Genomic DNA, 18,702 nt, shown 5'->3' with positions numbered 1-18,702 from the left:
GGCCCGTAAAGGCCGTGCCACACCACTCCCTATATCGCTGGCAGACCTCAACTAACACGCAAGTGGCAAGCCAGAGATGCGCGAGACTGCCGTAGAGCATGCGTGGATGGATCTTGCGCACTAAACTCCAGCTTCCAGCAGACCGCAGTGGTCTTCCTGCTGCGGTAGGTAAGCCTAAATGACGTAAACGCCCGGTGGTCGCCATCGTGACCGGGCACTGACTGAGAGAAGGCCTTCGGGGTGCCATCGATGCAGCCTGGTGCCTTGCTCATAGATCCTGCTGCAACAAGAACTGGAAATCCGTTACCGTGTTGCGCGCAGCAAGCCAGTTGCTTGGACTGGAGAGCAGCCTTATAGGTTCAATCATTTGAGCGAGGGAGGCCGGAATTTTCGCATTCGCGAGAACCTGCATCGGAAGACGGCCCAGCGTGGCAGGCACCCAGGGGCTTCCGCTATTGACTCGGAAGATGAGCGCCTCCGCGACATGCAGCGAGCCGATTATGCGTAGAGCTTCCGACGCTGCCGCTTTGGTTCGACTCGATGAGTGCTGCACCAGCATATCGGCGAGTACCTCAATTACGGTCTTGTCCGTATCCGGCCCGAGTGCGGCGATCGCATGCAGGGCGACATCGTCCTCCTCGTCAGCAATGTACGTTGCGACGCTCGAATAGTGCTGAATCCCAAAGCGCCCAAGACCCCATACGGCCGCCTGTCGGAGTTCATCACCCTTAAGCGCGCGGTCTCCTGCAACCTTGTCGAGTGCAGTGGCCGATCTAGCGTCAGGGATCTCGGACAGGATGAGAATGGCCTCCATACGGAGATAGCCGGGAGACTTGTCTCCTTCGCGATTAATGCTCGACGCGAGATATTCGAAGCCAGCGTCTTCACCCAGGCGCGCCAACGCACCCGCGATCTCCAGGGCCGTTCTAGGCTCTGTTTCGCACTCAAGGGCATTTGCCAAAAGCGTCACAACGTTTACTGGCGCATCGGCCTTGCCGGACGCTAGCGCTTTAGCTGCGGCGTAGCGATCCGTGGCGACGTCGGAGCGCAGATCGTCTACCGGCGACCAGCGACGAGAGAGCATCAACGTTGGGTTGATGATGCGCGACACCGCTCCCGCCAAGAACGAGGCCTCCCCGGTAAAGCGATCTCCGACTTTCACGAGGGGCGTCTTGCCCTTGAGTTTATAACTTTGAAAGCGGCCCGGGTCCATCCGAACCCGAATCCGCTCGGCCGTAACCTCGACGACCTCACCGTTACCTGATGGAACGATCGAAGGCCAAGTAATGTCACGCTCAGCCCCTTCGCTCGCCGACTTTCGCTGACCAACCTTGGCCAGATGAACGGTCGCCCGAAGATCGCGAACGGCGATAAAGACAGGCGCGGCACGTACGTGAACTGCTGCCCCACCATAACACGAGACGAGTCCGATCAGATCCTCGTCGCGCAGCCCCGAGTCCCAGCGCCGTTCGAGGTTGGTAGGCGAGTCGCTCATCTTAATCTGTAGATCAGACTTTGCACGGATCTCGACGCGCAGACCGGTGCGCACACACAGAAGATCCGCCAGGCGCAATCGCTTCACCTTCGTTGACCAGATCTTGTTGGAAGTGCTGTACCGCTCTAGTTCGATTGGAGCGAATCCGAGTCCTTCAAGGAAGGCGACCGCTGCACGTGTAGCGGTCGCTCCCATCGTCAGCTTCTGAAGGAAACTCAGGTCGGCCTTGAAGCCCATCAGTCGCCCTCCTCGTCTCTAGGCGGCGCGAGAAGGTCGCGCGGCTCGCACTTCAGTGCTTCCGCCAACGCGAAGATGTTCTCAAGCGAGACGTTCCGGTTGCCCCGTTCCACCGAACTCACGTATGTTCGATGGAGACCTGAACGGGCGGCTAGCTCCTCCTGAGACAATCCGGCGCTGGTCCGCAACCGTCGAAGATTACGGCCGAATATCGCGGCGGGTGTGCCAGGGCCGACGTGTGTCACCAGCTAACCGTATGACCTTGATGACTTTGCGTCTGCAGACTATAGGTCACACATCTGGGGAGAACCGATGAGGACCAAAACTAAGACTAAGAGGACGGGCGCGACAGAGGTGGACCGCCTTCCCGTTATCGTTCACGCCCCTCGGACAGACGCAATCTACAACTGCCATGCATATCTGACGAAGGTGCCGGTCGACGCGATCAAGCCCTTTATCGAGGCCTTCACGAAGCCGGACGACGTTATCGTCGATATGTTCGCCGGCTCAGGCATGACCGGACTGGCGGCAGCATCGGTGGGTCGTATCGCGAAGCTGAGCGACATCTCCGTGCTGGGGCAGCACATTGGTAGGGGCTACATGTCGCAGGTCTCGCCAGCCGCAGTCCGCCGTTCCGCATCTGCGGCGATCTCGAACGCGAAGAAGGCACTAGGCGACCTTTATCTGACGCGTCGCGTTTCTGATGGATTCGAGGTTGATGTAATCCGAACGATATGGTCGTTCGTCTATATATGCCCCTCGTGTTCTGAGCAACTCGTGTATTTTGAGCACCTAGACGGCAATGGAAAGCCTGTCGACACGTGCCCTACATGCAATGGCACTTTCCAGCGTCGGTCGTGGTCGCGGGCGAGTGATGTTCCAGTCCGTGTTGTCGTGGACGGCGAAGATGGGAAGCAGGTCGAGCAAGCGGTTCAGCCTGCGGACCTGCAGAAGATCGCCCGCGCATGGAAGGACTCTCGGCAGGAGAAAGTCCCTTCGATGCGGATCTCCGCTGACAGGGAGATGTTTGGGCGGTCTGGCCTAGGGCGTGCTGGGATCATGGAAACCAAGCAGTTCTTCTCACCGAGGAATGCTCTTGCCCTGCATGAACTCTGGAGCGCGATCGGGAGCGAGAACGACGAGGTGATCCGGAACAAGCTGCGCTTTGCCTTCACGGCGTGCCTTGCACGCGCTTCGCGCCGCTATCAATGGGGCCCCAAACGGCCTCTAAATGCACAGAACCAGACGTACTACGTGGCTCCCGTGTACTTCGAGTGGAACGTGTTCGATTTGTTTAAGCGGAAGGTAGAAGCCGTGCTGCGTTCAGATGCTCTGCTCTTCTCGCGCGCGCCCCTATTCATCCGCGACTTCTCAGGCCGTGCTACCTACGAACTCGCTTCTGCGCACAATCTCTCGCATCTTACGGATGCATCAGTCGACTACGTTTTCACCGATCCACCGTTCGGCAGCAACATCTTCTATGCCGACATGAACCTGTTCCATGAGGCTTGGCTTGGCCGCGCCACCGACGACACGTCCGAAGCGGTGATGCATACTACGGGACCAAAGAAGAAGGACTCCGCAGAGCGATATGAGCGTATTCTTCGTGGTGCGTTCATAGAGGCGTTTCGGATCCTCAAGTCCGGGCGCTTCATGAGCGTTGTCTTTGGCAACAGCAGTGGTTCTATTTGGGCGCTTGTTCAGCGTGCTCTTCGCGACGCTGGCTTCTCCGATCCCCTCCACATCGCCATCCTGGACAAAGGTCAGCGTTCGGTGAAGGGACTAAACTCTGGCTCGGAAGGAGTCGTTACCGTTGATCTGATCATGACCGTCCAGAAGCCGGAGCGAAAACAGCGACATCACGCCGAGCCTCTGCCTCAGGTCGTGCGCCTTGCCGACGTTCTTGCGAATGCGGCCATGAGCCTCAACCCTGAGCATGCCCGCAACCCGAGCTATGTCTACGTGGCGGCGGTGAAAGAGGTCATTCGGCAGGGGCACGCTCTCGATAGCTTCCACTACAGCGATGTGCTCGTTGGGTTGCGAGAACTCGGCATCGCCCTGGACCCGAAGAAGGGACTGTTGGCAAAGCCACTCACGGCGGATGCTCTGGTTAAGTTCGAACGCTGAAAGTAATCACCTTCCCCGCTGGAGTGCCCAGCTCCCCATATGCGTGACGGCCTGAAGCTGTCGCTCGACCACTGCCTCGGCGCCGCTGATGACGTAACCGTCGACCAAAGGCATGGACCAGGGGCGGCTGCCGCTCTACGGCCCCCAGGTGAAGCTGGCCTCCGGGCAGGGCGCAAGCTGAGGACAGACGGGGTGCATGTCGCGTCAGTGAACGACTGGCCAGGCGATAGAGATTGGGACAGCCTGCTCGGCGCCCCGGGCGCCGGCCAGGACCTCACACTGGGGGGCGCTCGGAGTGGGGCGCATCGGCATCGCGGCGTGGTGCCTCGGCATCGCCGGCGCCGGGATGTCTTGTCCAGGTCGTCGGCGTCACACGACCGCCTCTGGGAGCTGGCTTTCCGCTACGCTCGCAGCGCCCTAGCTTCCCCTTCCCAGGAGAGAACACGGTGCTCTTCGATTTCGGCGAGATCTCGGAGGATCGCTTCTTCGAGCACCACTGGCGGCGGGCTCCGCTTCATCTGAAGGGCGGGGCCTCGCACATCCTCGGGTCGCGCGTGGATCGCGCCAGGTTCCTCGGGGTGTGTAACGCCCTGGAGGCGGAGTGGCCGTGGCTCGTGCACCGGACCGGAGAGGAGGTGGTCTTTGCCCAGATCATGGATCGCGCCGATCCGGAGCTGGCGGGGATCGCGCGGGCGTATGAGGCGTCGTTCTCGTGCCGGCGGGTGTGGTTCGATGGGGTCTGCGCTGCGGGGGGACAGGGGATCCGCAGCCATTACGACATCGCGGATAGCTTCGTGCTCCAGCAATCCGGTCGGAAGCGCTGGAGGGTCCACCCGCCGACCTCCATTCCGGAGGCCGAGGTTCGCCGGCGCATGCTCAAGGAGAGTCCGCTCGATGTCATGGACATGCCGGACGAGGCGCTGGAGGTCACGCTGGAGGCCGGGGATCTTCTCTACATTCCGCTGCTCTGGGTGCACTGGGGGGTCTCGGTGGGCGCGTCGACGAGCGTCTCGGTGGCGGTGAACGCGGAGACGGCGCTGGGGTTTCTCTGGCCGGTGCTGCGGCGGGGGCTCGCGTCGAGCGCGCGGTGGTGGGCGCCGCTCCCCGCAGGCGTCCAGGAGGGGGAGGCGCTCGATGCGCTGGTGGGCGAGCTGCACGCCGAGCTGTGCGCGGGGCCGGTGCGGCGGGGGCTGCGGGAGGCGTGGCTGCGGTGCGTCTACCGGCCCACGGCCGATGCGGACGACGGCGCGCCCGTGCCCGCGAAGGAGAGCGCGCTGCACCGGTTGTATCCGGCGTTGAAGGAGGTGCTGTCCGAGGAGCAGGCATGGTGGGGGCCGGTCCCGGTGGTGCGCACGGATCGGCCCCTGGGGGCGCTCTCGCGGGTGGTTCAGGACGAGGTGAACGCGCACGCGGCGCGCCTGTGGGCGCCCGTCGAGGCGGCGACGTTCCAGGCGCGGCTGAAGCGGGCCTGGCTGGCGCGGGTCGCGGGGGAGGTGGCGCGTTCACCGGGAGCTGCGCGGGACGGTGCGCAGCGGGATCTCGGCGGTGCGGCCGCAGCGTCTGGGGGGGGCTCTGAGGGAGGGGGCGCGGCGGCGCTGGAGATGCCTGTTGGCGCGGTGTGCGAGGAGCGGGATCGCATCGCGGCGGTCCTCCGGGCCACCGCCGAGCTTTCCTCTCCGTACAGGTGCGCTCCGGACGCTGGGGGTGTGGAGGAGGTGGCGCGGATCCGGAGGCGGGCCTCCCTCGTGCTTCTCGATCGGCTCTTGCAGACCGTCGAGGAGGCGCACGCGGCGCTCGTGCCGTCCGACGTCCGCGAGGCGCTCGCGGCGGGCATCACAGCGCTCCTGCGCATGCCGGCGGGGGCGCGGGAGAGGGTCGCGGCGCGTCCCGAGAGCCGCTCCTTCGCCTTCCGGGCCGCCGAGGCGCTGTATTTTGGCTATGCGCCGCGGCTCGATGCGGTGATGCGCCACTTCGGCCCGCTCTTCGCCCCGCTCCTGCGAGAGACGGGGTGGAGCGGTCCGTCGGTCCGCGCGCCGGACGGGTGGTGTCTCGACTTCTTCCTCCGGGGGGCGCGGGCCGAGGGGGTGATCGTCGATCGGGAGCCGTCCGGGGAAGCGCTCGCGCGGCTTGCAGAGGCGGTCGGCGCGGGGATTGCGGTGCTGGGAGAGGCGGCGCCGCGCGTACGGGATCAGGTCCTCGGGGCGATCGTGACGGTGGTGCCCCGGCAGGGGGACGGCGGCGTGAAGGACGCGGCGAGCGTCCCGGCGTTCAGCGGCATGGTGGTGATGGCCCCCCACTCCGGGAGCGACATGGCGATGGTGCTGGCGCGTGAGGCGGCGCGCTGCACAGCGCGGGACCTGCTCCTCGGGTTCACCTTGCTGGAGGGCGACCTGGAGGAGCCCTGTCCTTCCCCCTTCACGGGCCGTCCGCGCACGCTCGCGGGGCTGTTCGAGGATGTCTTTGCAGAGGTGCAGGCGCTCGCCCTCGCGCGCGTGGGCGGCGAGGCGCGCGTGGGCGGCGAGGCGCACGTGGGCGGCGAGGGGCGCGCGGCGGTCGAGGTCCTCGGGATCCTTCGCGAGGAGGGGGTGCCGACGTCAGCGGGACGGCAGCTCCTCGACGCGCTGGAGGCTGCCATAGGACGCAGGTAGGACGTGATCCCTCGACGCAGGTGTCCGGGGGTTTTGCCCGCTTCCCTGGTCGGCGACGCGCGCGGCGGGTATCCTTGAGTGACGTTCGAGCGATTCCCACGGCGTCGGAGGTCTCGCATGGCGAAACGGTCGATTCCGATGAGGCTGGCGCTCCTGGAGAGCACGGGGACGCCGCTCGCCGATGCCTCGACCCCTGCCTGTCAGGGCTGCACGGCGCTCTGCTGCCACGATCTCGCCTGGCCGATCGCGCGTCCGACGACGCCGGCAGAGATTGATGAGACCAGGTGGCGCCTCCACTTCGATACGGTGAAGATCTTCATCCGCGGCGATGCCTGGTACATGATCACCGAGGGGCGGTGCATCTACCTCGGCGAGGACAGCCGCTGCACGATTTACGAGCGCCGGCCGCAGCAATGCCGGACCCACGGGCCGCCTTACTGCCAGCGTTACATCCGGCTGGACGACGTCGAGATCACGACGCCGGAGGAACTCGAGGCGCACCTGGCGCGACGGTGAGCTGCCAGGGCCTCGCGGCGCTCGTCAGGAGCCCTTCTTGTCCTTTTCCGTGGGGGCCGCGGTGTACTTCTTCATCACCTGATTCGATTTCGAGATGACGTGCTCGATGACGGGGTTCTCGAACCCGCCCTCCTCGAGGAGCTTCCGGATCTCGGCCGGATCCAGCGCCTTGCCCTCACGCCCCTTCTTGACGATGAGCTCCTCGGCATTGGCCACCTGCGATTCGTCCAAAACGTCTTTCTGCGACATCGTGATGTCCTCCTCGCATGGACGGACGCGGGCGGCGCGTCCCCACGCTCTGCGAGCCGGTGAGCGATCGAGGGGGACCCGCCCTTTACCCTCGTTCCGCGGCCCATTCAATCATGGGCCTCTCCGCCGCACAATCGTCTCCGCCGTACAATCGTCTCCGCGGCGTCGGGATCGGCGGCACGCGCGCATCGAAGGAGCGCGCGCATCGAAGGAGCGCGTGCGCCTTGTAACGGCGCGCTTCACGGTGTTATCTGAGAGCGATTCTGCCGCACGCGCATGGCGGCGGCGGTTCTCCGCAATCACGACGCCAAAGGGGGATCCCATCTTCACGCTGGGTCACATCACGCTACGCCCGCTGGAGTTTTCCGACGCCGATCGGCTGTATGCCTGGGAGGGCGACGAGGAGCTCGGGCGGTTCTCGGGATGGAGCCGCCCGGTCTCGCGGTCCGCGTTCGCAAAACGTCTCGAGCGGCTGATCGAGGAGCCACCGTCCGATGCGGTGCTCTTCGGGATCGCGCTCAATGAAAAGCTGGTTGGACGGATCGAACTGGCATTGATTGATCGCCGGAATTCCCTCGCATTCGTGGGCATCTTCGTCGGGGATCGGGCAGCGCGGGGTCAGGGGGTGGGTGTCGCGGCGCTCCGGCTGGCGGCGGAGTACGCCTTCACCGTGGAGAACCTGGAAAAGCTCTGCGCCCACGTCTACGGGTTCAATGTCCGGGCCCAGCGCCTCATGGTCCGCGCAGGGTTTCAGCCCGAAGGCGTCCTGCGCAGCCATGAGGTGCACCATGGCGCCCGGCAGGACGTGCACGTCTACGGGCTCCTCAAGGCGGAGCTGTCGGTCGATCGGGACGCGGGGCACGCCGAGGGGGCGCCCGACGGGCTGGAAGCAGGTACGTGACGCTGGCGCGCGCGGTGGCGTCTTCACGCTGCCGCGCGGTGCGCCGGACATGGAGGACGGGATGAAGGCGCTCTTGATTTTCCCACCGGGTTGGATGCAGTTCGGGCCCTACCTGGCGCTTCCCCTCCTCAAAGGGTACCTGGCGAAGCAGGGCATCTCCGTCGACATCCGCGACATGAACATCGAGTTTTACGACTGGCTGCTCACCGAGCAGGTGGTCGCCTCGATGGCGCCGCGGCTCCAGGCGCGGGAGCGGCGGGGGCAAGCGGCGCTCGGGTCGAAGAGCTACGCCCGGCTCTGCAAGGCGCTCCTGGAGATTGACGAGGTCGCGACGTCCGTGGAGGCCGCGAAGGAGGCGCTGAAGACGCCGGCGCGCTACCTCGACACCGGCGTCCGCGAGCGCGCCAAGAAGACCATCGGCGCGGCGCTCAACATCGTCGAGTCGGGGTACGACCGCCAGCGCCTCACCCTCAATCAGATCCATTTCGGGTCGTGCGGGATGGCGCCCGACAAGATCCTGCCCTTCACGTCGTCGGACGAGAACGTGATCAAGCGCTTCTACGAGGAGCGGGGGCGCGCGCTCCTCTGCGGCGAGGGCTACGATTTCATCGGCTTCTCGCTGCCTGCGTGGGAGCAGCTCGTCCCGGCGCTGACGCTCGCCCGGTGCCTCCGGGGCGAGACGGGCCCGGACGTCCATTTCTGCATGGGAGGAAACTACGTCACCCGGCTCGTCGGGGCGTGGGGGAGCGTGCCCCACCCGTACACCTCGCTCATCGACAGCTTCAGCGTCTACGAGGGGGAGGAGTCGCTCCGCCAGTTGCTCGACACGCTCGCGACGGGGGGGGCGCTCGGGTCGGTGTCGAACCTCGTGTACCGCGAGGGGAAGCGGCTGTTTCGCACGGAGATCGGCACCGTCGACGTGAACGCCGTGCCGGCCCCCGAGTTCGAGGGGCTCCCGCTCGATCGGTACCTCGCGCCGGAGCCGATCCTGCCGCTCTTCACGTCGCGCAGTTGCCCGTACAAGTGCTCCTTCTGCACGATCCCCTACGCGAGCAGCGAGTTCCGGCAGCGGAGCGCAGAGCGCGTCGCCGAAGACCTGGCGACCCTCGTCGCCCGTCACGGGGTGCGCCTCTTCACCTTCGTCGACGAGACGCTCACGGTGCCGAGCCTGGAGGGGATCTCGCGCGAGATCGTGGAGCGCGGGCTCGACATCCGCTGGTACGGGGAGACCCGGTTCCACCCGCGCATCGATCGGCGGCTCGCCGCGCAGCTCTTCCGCTCCGGGTGCCTCAAGCTGCAGTTCGGGCTGGAGTCGTACAGCCAGCGCGTGCTCAACCTGATGAAGAAGGGGACGCGGCTCGAACACATCTTGCCCAACATCGAGCACTGCCTGAGCGAGGGCATCGCGATCCACCTGTTCACGTTCGTGGGGTTCCCGGGGGAGACCGCCGCCGAGGCGCGCAGCACGCACGAGTTCTCGAATTACGTGCTCAAGATCTCCGCCGAGACCTACGGGAACGACTTCTCGTCGCTCGGCCTCGGGCCCTTCGGCCTGGAGGTCTACTCGGACGTGTACCAGCACCCGGAGCGGTACGGCGTCGAGATCCTCAGCACGTTCACGGACGGCGACGTGGAAGAGATGTTCGAGGTGCGGTACCGGGTCTCCTCGGGGCTGTCCCACGAGGAGGCGGAGAGCCTGGTCGCCGAGTTCGAGGATCGTCTGGCCTTCGAGGATGTCTGCGCGGAGCTCGGTCTGATCTGGCTGGGGGCGCTCGCAGGATCCGGAACCAACGAGGACGAGGCGTTTCTCCTCTACAGCCTCACCGGGCAGGCGCGGATGCCCCGCGCCACCGAGGGCGTCGTCGAGGGGGCGTCGGCCGAGGACGCCGCCGAAGGGATGGCGCCGGTCGGCCTGGCCCACGGGGCCCACCGCCGTCCGCTGCGCCTCGGGCGGGGGGTGACGGTGCGGCGGTTCTCGGACGACTTCATGCGCCTCGACGCGGGGTCGGGCGGGCCTGTGCTCGCGTTCTACGACCACGCGCGCGGCACGGTGGTCAACGTGCCGGAAGGCGTGGGTCAGGTGCTGGAGCGATGGCTGGCCGACGGCGCCGTGCCCGCCGGTGGGCTGGGAGAGGCGACGCGCGCCCATCTGGAGCGCTTGCTGCGGCAGCGGCTCGTCACGGTCCCGGGAGACGGGGTGCGCGCCGTTCTGCCGGCGGCGCAGCTCGGGCGGGACGGTCTGGCGAGGGTGATGCTGAACCCGGACGTGGCGCTGATGCGGACCTCCGCGCGCGCCTTCGTGCTCTTCAACCGGGAGACGCAGGAGATGACCGCGGTCAACCCGGTGGTCGCCTGGATGGTGAGCCTCCTCGGCGGCGAACCCCGCGGGCCGTCTCCGGTCGAGGCGTTCATCCAGGGGGTGCTCGCGCAGGAGCCGCGGCTCTCCCACGCGAGCGTGCTCGCGGCGCTCCGGAGCCTCCTCGAAGGCGGGATGCTCCTGCTCCTCGCGCATGAGTCCGAGCCCGAGCCCTCGCGGGTCCGCTACGCCGAGCTGTCGCCCTGAGGGTCGGACGGGCCGCGGTGCGGCTCCACGCCGTGCCCGGGAAGCGCCGCCTCGGGGAGCCCCGCCGCGGCGAGAAGTTCCCGCCGGAGCGCGTCGACGCCTTCGTTCATCGTCGCCGACGCGAAGGTCAGCCGGCGGACGCGGTCGGAGGTGACGTCCGAGGTCTGCGGCTCGCGTCCGTGCAGCCACCGCCGATCGTCCACGAGATAGCCCTCGCCCGGGCGTAGCCGGAGGGCGATCCGCGCGGCGTGCATGCGCTTCTCGATCGCGTACGTCCACGGGTGGGTCCCGTGGAGCAGGTCGAAGAGGTCGTCGTACCTGTCGTCGCCCGAGCGGTCGAGCAGGAGATCCACGATCCTCCTGCGCGTCGCCTCGGGCATCGAGCCCTGGTCGTGGATCAGCGTGAGCAGCCGCGTGGTGCTCAGAAACACGGGTGTGCCGCTGTCGTCCGCGGGGACGTCGTCGAAGACGCTGAGCAGGTTGGGAGAGCGGAACAGGTCGGCGTGCAGGGGAAAGGCGGACCGCGCCCCCTCGGCAGGCGCGATCGGGGCGTAGTGCGCCGAGCCGTCACCACCCAGCGCCGAGAGCGCGTCCCGGAGGAGCGCCAGGAGGGAATGCATGGCGCGGCCGCCGGCGCCGCCACCGGAGAGCCCCGAGAGCAGCAGGATCCCGCCCTCGGGGAGGGGGCGGTGGTAGAGCGCCTCCGCCAGGGCGAGCAGGCCCTCCCGCAGCGCAGGGTCGGTGACGGTGTCCACGGGGAGGGAGTAGGTCACGTCGTGGTTCGGGCCGACGGGGCGGGTGAGGAGCGCGGGTTCAGCCATTCCCCCGATTGCCTTCGCGAACGCGGTCACGAGGTCTCTGGCCTCGTTCGACCAGGTGCACCAGGGGGCGTCGGCGAGCGCGCCGCGGGCATGTGCAGGCGCCTGGGTCGGGGCAAAGGCATCCATGAAACCTCCTGCGCCGGAGGATACCTGCTCTGGCTCGGGCTCGCGCAGGTCGGCGGGGCCGCGGGATCGGGGGCTCCTGCCGTGTGCACGCAGAATGCTCTCTGCTCGCGGTCGAGCCGCCTATGCTCACGCCGTGCTCCGCAGCGCTGCCCTCGTTGCCCTCCTCCTCTGCGCCTCGTGCCAGGCCTCGGAGCTGTCGACGCTCGCTCGCGCGCAAAGGGCTCCGCGAAGCAGCGCGCTCCCGTCCTCGCCCGCGCCGGCCTCGGCGCCCGCCCCAGCCGAGAACCGGAACGCGCCCACGGTGAGCGCAGAGATGACGTGCGTGGTGTCGGCACACTCGCCCTGAAGCTCGTCCGCGCGGATCTTGGGGAGGTTCGATTCGTAGCGGCCGATGATGGTCATCGCGACGTCGAGCGAGCCCGCCTTCTGGAGCGTGCCCTCGAACCTGGCGGCGTAGACCGGGATGTTCGCGTAAAGCTCGTCGCTGTTGTGGATGACGACGAGGTCGTTCTTGGGGGTGATGCCGGTGTACGCGTACTCAGCCGGCACCTTGCATGTGGTGACGACCTCCATGTCGCAGCCGACGTAGCGCACCGGGACGAGGCCCTGCTTGATGCGCCCCTCCAGCGCGGCCCGGTCCGAGGAGGGCCACTCGACGATGAGCGGGCGCGCCTGGATCTTGGTCGTGCCGCACCTGGGCTCTTTGTTCGGGTTCTCAGGAGCCTTCGCGATCTCGGAGGCGATGTTGCCACCACCGCACCCGGAGGAGGCTCCAAGCGCGATCAGAGCGAGGAGTGGGGCGATCCTGACTCTAAGATGCATGGAGAGAGACGCGACTCCACTGCAGCGGCTGAACGGAAGGGGGGCCGTGTGGCGCGCAAGGCGCGCAAGGCGCGTGGCGGGCCGCACCTTGCACGTCTCACGATCTGATCTGTCACGCCGCCATCACACCCTGTCACGTGCGCATGGCACCGTTACAGCGCCGTGACAGCTCCCGGGTGCCCCCTCGTCCATCACGTGATGACCGCCCTTGCGGCTGCTGTCAGCCGGGGAAGGGTACCCAGGCGCCTGCCGAGTGGCGGAAGCTCGCTGCCGCGTTGCCCACGTTGGTGATCTGGGACTTCGTCTTGATGTTGTTGGCGAAGAAGTCGGTGTACGTGACCCACTCGCCGTTCCCGCCGGTGCCCTCGGAGAGGACCTCCGTGTGCAGCAAGGCGAAGATGCTGCCGCCCGGGTTGGAGTGGTACATCGCGAAGGTGATCTGGTTGTCGGCGCCGGCGTCGGAGGCGATGCACGCGCCGTGGGTGTGGTAGGTGCCGCTGCTGCCATTCCAGGTGGAGAGCGGGTTGATCTGCTTCGGTGCCGGGTAGGTGGTGTTGTTGCTGTAGATGGAGGTGGAGTTGGCGAACACGGCATCCCAGCTCCCGTCAGGGCCGCTTCCCCAGATGCCGCTCGGGCCTTCCCAGCCCGCTTCGGTGCAGGGGCCAGTGCCGGTGTTGATGATAGCCGCCAGGGGGCCCAGGGGCACCGCGAGGCGCGCTTCGAGGCGGGGGGTGAGGTCCTGGCGGCCCTGGAGGGTGGCGAGCTCCTCGTGGTTGTCGAGGAGCAGCAAGGGCGCGACTTCCCCCGAGGGCGCCGTGGCCAGGAAGATCTCGAGCGGGGTGGCTTGCTCGGTGCCGATCATCGTGGTCACGAGGGGAGCTTCGTTCCTGGCGCCGACCTCGGCGACGCCGACGCGGCCCTCGCCCTCGTCCACGAACACGATGCGCCTGGTGGCGCTGAGCTGCACCTCGGCGATGACATGATCCGCGCCGTCCTGGGAGCTCTCGGTCTCGCCGCTCAGGCACCCGGCGCTGCCGAGGGCCACGAGGGAGAGCAGGGAAAAGAGGCCGATGGTCGATGAGATCTTGGTCCGCATGGTTACCTGTCCGTGGCCGGCGTGAGCACGAGCGTCGCCATCCGCCGCGGTCCATCCGCGCGCCATGGCGAGCCGCATTGTGTGCGTCCGGTCGGCAAGACTTCTCAGCAAGGATGGGGCCATCGCGTTCGTGCTGCGGCAGTGGCGGTACAGCCGCTCGATGCGGGAGTGGGCGCCCGGCGCTGGCCGGCGCGGGGACGCCGAGGAGTGGTCCTGGATGGCCAGCATCCTTCCACCGCATCGGTTGCGGGGGAGCAGGTGCCTCGGATGCCCAGCGCGCCGTCGTCGACGTCAGCCGCGTGTGCGTCCTCTGTCGGGCCGTAGGAGCCGGCGCACAGCGTCGGCGACGATGTCGCGTTGCTGCTGCGCCGTGGGGCGGGAGGTCGCCGCGGCTTGCTCGGGGTTCACGTCGGCCCACACCGCCGCGAGGTGCAGGATGAGCAGGAGGAGCACGTCGGGCGGGAAGTGCTTGGGGACGATGCCCTCGGCTTGGCCCTTCGCGATGGCGTCGATCTTGTGCCGGATGCTCGTGACCGAGAGCTGGACCGGAGGCTCGTTCGCGCGCTCGAGCCGGTTCCACGTCGCCAGCCGCAGAATGTCAGGGTGTTCCTGGTAGCCCCGCGCCAGCTTGGCGGCGTAACCGGGCAAGTCCGTCACGTCGATGGGCGTCTCCTCCACGGTGCTGGCGACGATGGACTCGAACACTGCCTTGAAGAGGCCGTCCTTGCTCTCGAAGTAATGATAGATCTGCGCCTTGTTCGATCCCGCCGCCTCGGCGATGCGATCGACGCGCGCCCCGGCGATTCCGAACTGCGCGAACTCCTGACGCGCTGCATCGAGCAATCTCTTTCGCGTGGCCTCGGAGTCTCTCATCTCTGGGTCGAGAGATATCTACTAACCAGATGGTTGACAACAGGCACCCTGGTCGCTAGTTCTAACCAACCAGTTAGAAGATAGCCGTTCGACCTGTGGAGGTCCGAACGATGGGGAGTTTCATGCCTTCTACAATCTCTGAGGCATTGCTCGACGGAGATGTCCACGAGCTGCCGCTCAACGAGCACCAAGGCCGGACGATCAGCCCGCAGGCGCGAGAGATCCTCGAGAGGGAACTCAGGCTGTTCACCCTGCCGGATGTCGCGGTGTCCGACGAGAGAATCGTCGACATGCGAATGCAATTCGCTGCTCTCGAGCGCCAGCAGCTCGAGGAGATGCGGACGTGGTTCCAGCCATCCATTGCGCGTACCTCGATCGAGGGTGTGAAGGTGGTGGTGGTGACGCCGCCCAGCGCCGCGGCGAGGACCGATCACGCCCTCCTGTACATCCACGGCGGCGGGTACGTGATGGGGTCGGCGACCGATCGCACGGGGATGCTGATGGCCCACGAGCTCGGTCTGAAGATGTACTCCGTCGATTACCAGGTCGCTCCCGAAGCGAAGTTCCCGGTGGCGCTCGAGGAGTGCCTCAAGGTCTACCGCCACCTCGTCAAGACCTACGCCCCGTCGAAGGTCGCCGTGGTGAGCACGTCCGCGGGGAGCGGGCACGCCCTGGGAATGCTCCTCAAGGCGCAGGAGGAGGGATTGCCGATGATCGGAGCGAGCGCGCTCCTCTCGCCGTCGGTCGATCTGACCCAGGCCGGTGACTCCATGACCTCGAATGCAGGGCGAGACCTGATGACGTACGAAAATCACGCCGACAAGCTTTACATCGCGCCGTTCGTCGGTTCAGCGCGGCTGGATGATCCGCTCGTGTCACCCGTCTACGGCACTTACCGCGAGGGATTCCCGGCGACCGTGATCGTCACCGGCACGCGCGACGTTTTCTTGAGCGGTTCGACGCGCCTTTACTGGAAGCTACGCAGGGCCACCGTGCCGGCAGAATTGCTGGTCGCGGAGGGCATGTGGCACGCATTCACCAGCTACCCCGACCTGCCCGAGGCGGTGGAGTCGCGGCAGGCCGTGAGGTCTTTCGTAGAGGCGCACCTGGGCGCGCGCGCAGAGGGCGGCGCGCCAGGAGCCCGTCCGCGCATGCAGCCAGAGATCGAAGCACCCGAAAGGACCACCCCATGACGACCACTCCGAAGGCCAGATGGACGGTTGCAGACTTCCCCCGCGTCGAGGGCAAGACGGCCCTCGTGACGGGCGGGGCGAGTGGGATTGGATTCCAGATCGCCCGGGCGCTGGCTTCCCGGGGTGCGCGCGTGATTGTGCTGGGGCGCGACACGGCGAGAGGAGCGTCCGCGGTCGCAGAGCTTCGAGGTGCTGCCGGTCGTGCAGAGGTGACGTTCCAGCAGGTCGATCTCGGGAGCCTCGCGTCGATCAATGCATTCGGCGAGAACTGGCGCGCGCGCGGCGAGCCCGTGCACTTCCTCATGAACGTCGCTGGTGTCATGGCGATCCCGCAGCGGAGGACCACGACGGACGGCTTCGAGATGCACATGGGCACGAATTTCCTCGGTCACTTCGCGTTGACCGGTCTCCTGCTCCCCGCGCTGCACGCAGGGAACGCGCGCGTTGTCACCGTCAGCGCCGCGGTGGGTAGGTGGACGATGGCGCGCCTCGATCCTGCAGATCTGCAGGCCGAGCAACAGAGATACACGCCGATGGGCGCCTACGCGCGGAGCAAGCTGGCCGAGATCATGTTCGCCGCGGAGCTTCAGCGCCGGGCGGCGAGCACAGGAATCTCGAGCGTCGCCGTCGATCCTGGCACCGCAGTCACGAACTTGCAGCGTCACGTGAAGGGCGCCGCCGGGAGCATCAGCCGCGCGCTTGCGACCATGATCGGGTATCCCATCGAGCGGGTCGCGGAGAACGCGCTGTACGCGGCGATCATGCCGAACCCGACGGACACCACGCTGATTGGACCGTCACACTTCATTCAGCGCTGCGCGTCTCCGAAGGACGTGGGGATTCCCCCGCTGGCGCGCGAGGCGGGCGTCCGCGACGCGCTCTGGCGCAGGGCTGAAGCCGTCACCGGCGTGACCTTCGGGCTCACGGGTGGGGGGCAGGCGTGACGACATGCTGGATCTCATCAGAGACGACTACGCCGCAGAGCGAGTCACGGCGCTCCTCGGCCTCGCCGTCGGCCTCGGATGGCTGGTCATCTCGGCCGCTCTCTGGATCCATTCGGGTGGTCCTTCGCTCGGTCGAGGAACGGCCTATGGGCTCATTGTCTTCGGTCTTTTTGCAGCCATGAGGGTTGTACAGGTGGATGCAGGCCCGGAAGAATCGGCGTGGACGTCGCCCCGTGGCTCGACCTAGGCTCGCCTGCGAGGGATGGGTTTCATGCTGACGTTTCGTACTGCTTCTTCGCTGGTCGGGGTGGTCTTGGTCGCATCGCTCGGGGGGTGTGGAGGGGGTTCGGAGGACCAGGGCTCGCCGACGGGGAGCGGAGGCGGCGGCGCCAGCCAGGGGGGCGGCGGCGCGGGTGAGGGCGGCACGGAAGGCGTCGGGGGGATGGGAGGCGTCGGGGGCTCCGGCGGTGCCGGTGGCGCGGGGGGCTCGGGCGATGTCGGAGGTGCGGGAGGGGCCGGGGGGAGCGGCGGTACGGGGGGCAGCACGCCGTTGCTGTGCGGCAATGGCATGCTCGACGCGGGGGAGCTGTGCGATCCCGCCATCGCCACCGGAGAGCCCGGCGCGTGCCCCGTCGCGTGCGACGACGGGGATGCGTGCACGGTGGACAGCCTCGCCGGAGCGGACTGCGACGTCCACTGCGCGACGATGCCGGTGCCGGCCATGGATGGAGACGGATGCTGTCCGGCGGGGCAAATGGTGGGCACCGACGGCGATTGCGAGCCGCTCTATCCGCTGGGGTCGGCGGTGACTGTGTGCACGGGCGCGTTCCAGGCGCCGAGCCTCGCGGCGACGGGGGCAGGGTTCGCGGTGGGGTGTACGCCCGATGGCAACCAGAACGTCACGCCGCAGGTGAAGATCGTGGACGGGGCGGGGGCCCTGATCGCGGCCCACACCCTCCTCACCTCGGACGGGTACTACTACACGCCGATCCAGCTCACGGGCCACGATGGGCGCTATCAGGCACTCTACCAGTACAACTGCGACGACAACGGGTCCTGGCAGGTGGGCTGGGGGTGGGGCTGCATCGATTTCCGGGAGTACGATCCGATGACGGGGGCGCTGGTGAGCCCGTCGCTGGTGTTCGGGGAGACCGGGCACAATGGGCATCCGGTGCTCGACTGGAGCGGCACGGAGTTCGGGGTCGGGTGGGTGAGCTACGACGACGTTTACTTCCGGCGCCTCGACGCGAACCGGCAGCTCGTGGGCGGCGGCAGGCTCGACAACATCCTGGTGGGGGCCGATCCCCTGAACAGCGATGCGAGGGACAGCGCCCGCACGGAGATCCTCTGGGACGGGAGCGGCTACGGGATCTTCAGCGTCATGGGCTACCGGCTGTACTTCGCCCGGGTGAACGCGATGGGGGCGGTGGTGACTCCCCTGGTCGACATCGGGTCGGCATATACCCAGACCTTCCGGGGGCAGCTCTCGGCGGTGTACCAGAACGGCGCCTACTTCGTGGCGCACCTCAGCGGCGGGTCGGGGACCGGGGTGAGCTTCCTCAAGGTGTCGCTCACGGGGAGCGTGCTGGCCAGTACGGTGGTGACCACGACGGGAGCCGATCGCACGGTCGACGTGCACGCGATGGGGGGCCTGTTCTACCTGGTGACGCAGGACGGGGCGGGGAACGCGGTGATGACGGTGCTCGACGAGGCGGCGGCAGTCGTGCCGGGGATGAGCGGGGTGCTCGGAGATACGCCGATGCGCTATCCGGCAGTGGCGCGGGATCCGGTGAGCGGGGACGTGGGGGTCGCGTACCTGTCGTCGGGATGGGGCGGCGCGGTGAGCTTCCAGCGCTTCAGGCAGGGCCCGTGAGCTGAAGCTCCTGCCTGTCGATCCGGCGTCGCCACAGTCGCGCCGCGCGCTCGATCGGGCCGATGCGACCCGTCACGCACGTGCACGCAGGGGCACGGGCGAGGACGCTGACGGTGGCGCCGAAGAACCGGCGGTATTCACGGCTGAACTGAGACTCGCTCTCGTAACCCACGTCGTGGGCGACGGTCTTCACCATGCTGCCCGCATGGAGGAGCTGG

Annotated in this window: 17 protein-coding genes; 9 read left to right on the top strand and 8 right to left on the bottom strand. The window is 67.1% G+C overall.

The window, feature by feature from the left end; translation table 11 throughout:
- Positions 1-268 precede the first annotated feature (268 nt).
- Both CAP_RS50825 and CAP_RS48565 read right to left on the bottom strand, forming a co-directional pair.
- On the bottom strand, positions 269-1,732 hold the full coding sequence (locus CAP_RS50825) for a HEAT repeat domain-containing protein (protein WP_156041067.1): 1,464 nt from the start codon (positions 1,730-1,732) through the stop codon (positions 269-271).
- Complete coding sequence (locus tag CAP_RS48565) at positions 1,732-1,977, bottom strand: helix-turn-helix domain-containing protein (protein ID WP_231511640.1); 246 nt, start codon at positions 1,975-1,977, stop codon at positions 1,732-1,734. The genes CAP_RS50825 and CAP_RS48565 overlap by 1 nt, the downstream gene beginning before the upstream one ends.
- A 67-nt stretch (positions 1,978-2,044) precedes the next feature.
- On the opposite strand from CAP_RS48565, the gene CAP_RS23250 reads away from it, so the two are divergent.
- The 3 genes from CAP_RS23250 (at position 2,045) to CAP_RS45360 (ending at position 7,023) form a co-directional block, all read left to right on the top strand.
- Positions 2,045-3,859, top strand: a complete 1,815-nt coding sequence (locus CAP_RS23250; RefSeq protein WP_044244779.1) for a DNA methyltransferase — start codon at positions 2,045-2,047, stop codon at positions 3,857-3,859.
- 446 nt (positions 3,860-4,305) lie between these two features.
- A complete protein-coding gene (locus CAP_RS23245; protein ID WP_044244777.1) occupies positions 4,306-6,507 on the top strand; it encodes a JmjC domain-containing protein in 2,202 nt (733 codons plus the stop codon).
- A 138-nt stretch (positions 6,508-6,645) separates the two neighbouring features.
- Entirely contained in the window at positions 6,646-7,023 is a 378-nt protein-coding gene (locus CAP_RS45360; protein WP_052375700.1) for a YkgJ family cysteine cluster protein, read from the top strand.
- A 24-nt stretch (positions 7,024-7,047) separates the two neighbouring features.
- Here CAP_RS45360 and CAP_RS52520 read toward each other — a convergent pair whose 3' ends face one another.
- Positions 7,048-7,272 carry a hypothetical protein gene (locus CAP_RS52520; RefSeq protein WP_197041317.1) on the bottom strand — a complete coding sequence of 75 codons (225 nt, stop codon included), beginning with the start codon at positions 7,270-7,272 and terminating at the stop codon, positions 7,048-7,050.
- 217 nt (positions 7,273-7,489) lie between these two features.
- Here CAP_RS52520 and CAP_RS52515 point away from each other — a divergent pair, with 217 nt between their 5' ends.
- Positions 7,490-8,173, top strand: coding sequence for a GNAT family N-acetyltransferase (locus tag CAP_RS52515; RefSeq protein WP_197041316.1), 684 nt, complete (start codon positions 7,490-7,492; stop codon positions 8,171-8,173).
- 61 nt (positions 8,174-8,234) lie between these two features.
- Positions 8,235-10,736, top strand: coding sequence for a B12-binding domain-containing radical SAM protein (locus CAP_RS23225; protein WP_044244772.1), 2,502 nt, complete (start codon positions 8,235-8,237; stop codon positions 10,734-10,736).
- On the opposite strand, the gene CAP_RS23220 is transcribed toward CAP_RS23225, so the two are convergent.
- The 4 genes from CAP_RS23220 to CAP_RS23205 form a co-directional block, all read right to left on the bottom strand.
- A complete protein-coding gene (locus CAP_RS23220) occupies positions 10,715-11,683 on the bottom strand; it encodes a hypothetical protein (RefSeq protein ID WP_044244770.1) in 969 nt (322 codons plus the stop codon). The two genes, CAP_RS23225 and CAP_RS23220, sit on opposite strands and share 22 nt — an antisense overlap.
- A gap of 126 nt (positions 11,684-11,809) precedes the next feature.
- On the bottom strand, positions 11,810-12,505 hold the full coding sequence (locus CAP_RS23215) for a hypothetical protein (RefSeq protein WP_044244767.1): 696 nt from the start codon (positions 12,503-12,505) through the stop codon (positions 11,810-11,812).
- Positions 12,506-12,725: 220 nt separating this feature from the next.
- A complete protein-coding gene (locus tag CAP_RS23210; RefSeq protein WP_044244765.1) occupies positions 12,726-13,601 on the bottom strand; it encodes a hypothetical protein in 876 nt (291 codons plus the stop codon).
- A 291-nt stretch (positions 13,602-13,892) separates the two neighbouring features.
- Positions 13,893-14,474 carry a TetR/AcrR family transcriptional regulator gene (locus CAP_RS23205; protein WP_044244763.1) on the bottom strand — a complete coding sequence of 194 codons (582 nt, stop codon included), beginning with the start codon at positions 14,472-14,474 and terminating at the stop codon, positions 13,893-13,895.
- A 290-nt stretch (positions 14,475-14,764) separates the two neighbouring features.
- Here CAP_RS23205 and CAP_RS45350 point away from each other — a divergent pair, with 290 nt between their 5' ends.
- From CAP_RS45350 to CAP_RS52510, 4 genes are read left to right on the top strand one after another with little or no spacing between them, the layout of a single operon-like run.
- The gene (locus CAP_RS45350) at positions 14,765-15,667 is read left to right on the top strand and encodes an alpha/beta hydrolase (protein ID WP_197041315.1); all 903 of its coding nucleotides are present in this window, start codon (positions 14,765-14,767) and stop codon (positions 15,665-15,667) included.
- Positions 15,664-16,611 (top strand): SDR family oxidoreductase, encoded by a 948-nt coding sequence (locus CAP_RS23195; protein WP_044244762.1) that lies wholly within the window; start codon positions 15,664-15,666, stop codon positions 16,609-16,611. The genes CAP_RS45350 and CAP_RS23195 overlap by 4 nt, the downstream gene beginning before the upstream one ends.
- A 4-nt stretch (positions 16,612-16,615) precedes the next feature.
- The gene (locus CAP_RS48555) at positions 16,616-16,858 is read left to right on the top strand and encodes a hypothetical protein (protein ID WP_156041066.1); all 243 of its coding nucleotides are present in this window, start codon (positions 16,616-16,618) and stop codon (positions 16,856-16,858) included.
- Between the two features lie 24 nt (positions 16,859-16,882).
- Positions 16,883-18,484, top strand: a complete 1,602-nt coding sequence (locus CAP_RS52510; protein WP_197041314.1) for a hypothetical protein — start codon at positions 16,883-16,885, stop codon at positions 18,482-18,484.
- On the opposite strand, the gene CAP_RS55070 is transcribed toward CAP_RS52510, so the two are convergent.
- Positions 18,468-18,680 carry a helix-turn-helix transcriptional regulator gene (locus tag CAP_RS55070; RefSeq protein WP_044244759.1) on the bottom strand — a complete coding sequence of 71 codons (213 nt, stop codon included), beginning with the start codon at positions 18,678-18,680 and terminating at the stop codon, positions 18,468-18,470. The genes CAP_RS52510 and CAP_RS55070 overlap by 17 nt on opposite strands.
- Positions 18,681-18,702: the final 22 nt, after the last annotated feature.

It is taken from the genome of Chondromyces apiculatus DSM 436 (assembly GCF_000601485.1).
GTDB classification, from domain to species: Bacteria; Myxococcota_A; Polyangia; order Polyangiales; family Polyangiaceae; genus Chondromyces; species Chondromyces apiculatus.
This window is presented reverse-complemented; position numbering and strand designations above follow the sequence as displayed.

Excerpts from the sequence above, each read along its gene's own strand:
- CAP_RS50825 (WP_156041067.1), bottom strand. The coding sequence starts at position 1,732 with ATGGGCTTCAAGGCCGACCTGAGTTTCCTTCAGAAGCTGACGATGGGA.
- CAP_RS23250 (WP_044244779.1), top strand. The coding sequence starts at position 2,045 with ATGAGGACCAAAACTAAGACTAAGAGGACGGGCGCGACAGAGGTGGAC.
- CAP_RS45360 (WP_052375700.1), top strand. The coding sequence starts at position 6,646 with ATGAGGCTGGCGCTCCTGGAGAGCACGGGGACGCCGCTCGCCGATGCC.
- CAP_RS52520 (WP_197041317.1), bottom strand. The coding sequence starts at position 7,272 with ATGTCGCAGAAAGACGTTTTGGACGAATCGCAGGTGGCCAATGCCGAG.
- CAP_RS23225 (WP_044244772.1), top strand. The coding sequence starts at position 8,235 with ATGAAGGCGCTCTTGATTTTCCCACCGGGTTGGATGCAGTTCGGGCCC.
- CAP_RS23220 (WP_044244770.1), bottom strand. The coding sequence starts at position 11,683 with ATGGATGCCTTTGCCCCGACCCAGGCGCCTGCACATGCCCGCGGCGCG.
- CAP_RS23215 (WP_044244767.1), bottom strand. The coding sequence starts at position 12,505 with ATGCATCTTAGAGTCAGGATCGCCCCACTCCTCGCTCTGATCGCGCTT.
- CAP_RS23210 (WP_044244765.1), bottom strand. The coding sequence starts at position 13,601 with ATGCGGACCAAGATCTCATCGACCATCGGCCTCTTTTCCCTGCTCTCC.
- CAP_RS23205 (WP_044244763.1), bottom strand. The coding sequence starts at position 14,474 with ATGAGAGACTCCGAGGCCACGCGAAAGAGATTGCTCGATGCAGCGCGT.
- CAP_RS45350 (WP_197041315.1), top strand. The coding sequence starts at position 14,765 with ATGCGAATGCAATTCGCTGCTCTCGAGCGCCAGCAGCTCGAGGAGATG.
- CAP_RS23195 (WP_044244762.1), top strand. The coding sequence starts at position 15,664 with ATGACGACCACTCCGAAGGCCAGATGGACGGTTGCAGACTTCCCCCGC.
- CAP_RS48555 (WP_156041066.1), top strand. The coding sequence starts at position 16,616 with ATGCTGGATCTCATCAGAGACGACTACGCCGCAGAGCGAGTCACGGCG.
- CAP_RS52510 (WP_197041314.1), top strand. The coding sequence starts at position 16,883 with ATGCTGACGTTTCGTACTGCTTCTTCGCTGGTCGGGGTGGTCTTGGTC.
- CAP_RS55070 (WP_044244759.1), bottom strand. The coding sequence starts at position 18,680 with ATGGTGAAGACCGTCGCCCACGACGTGGGTTACGAGAGCGAGTCTCAG.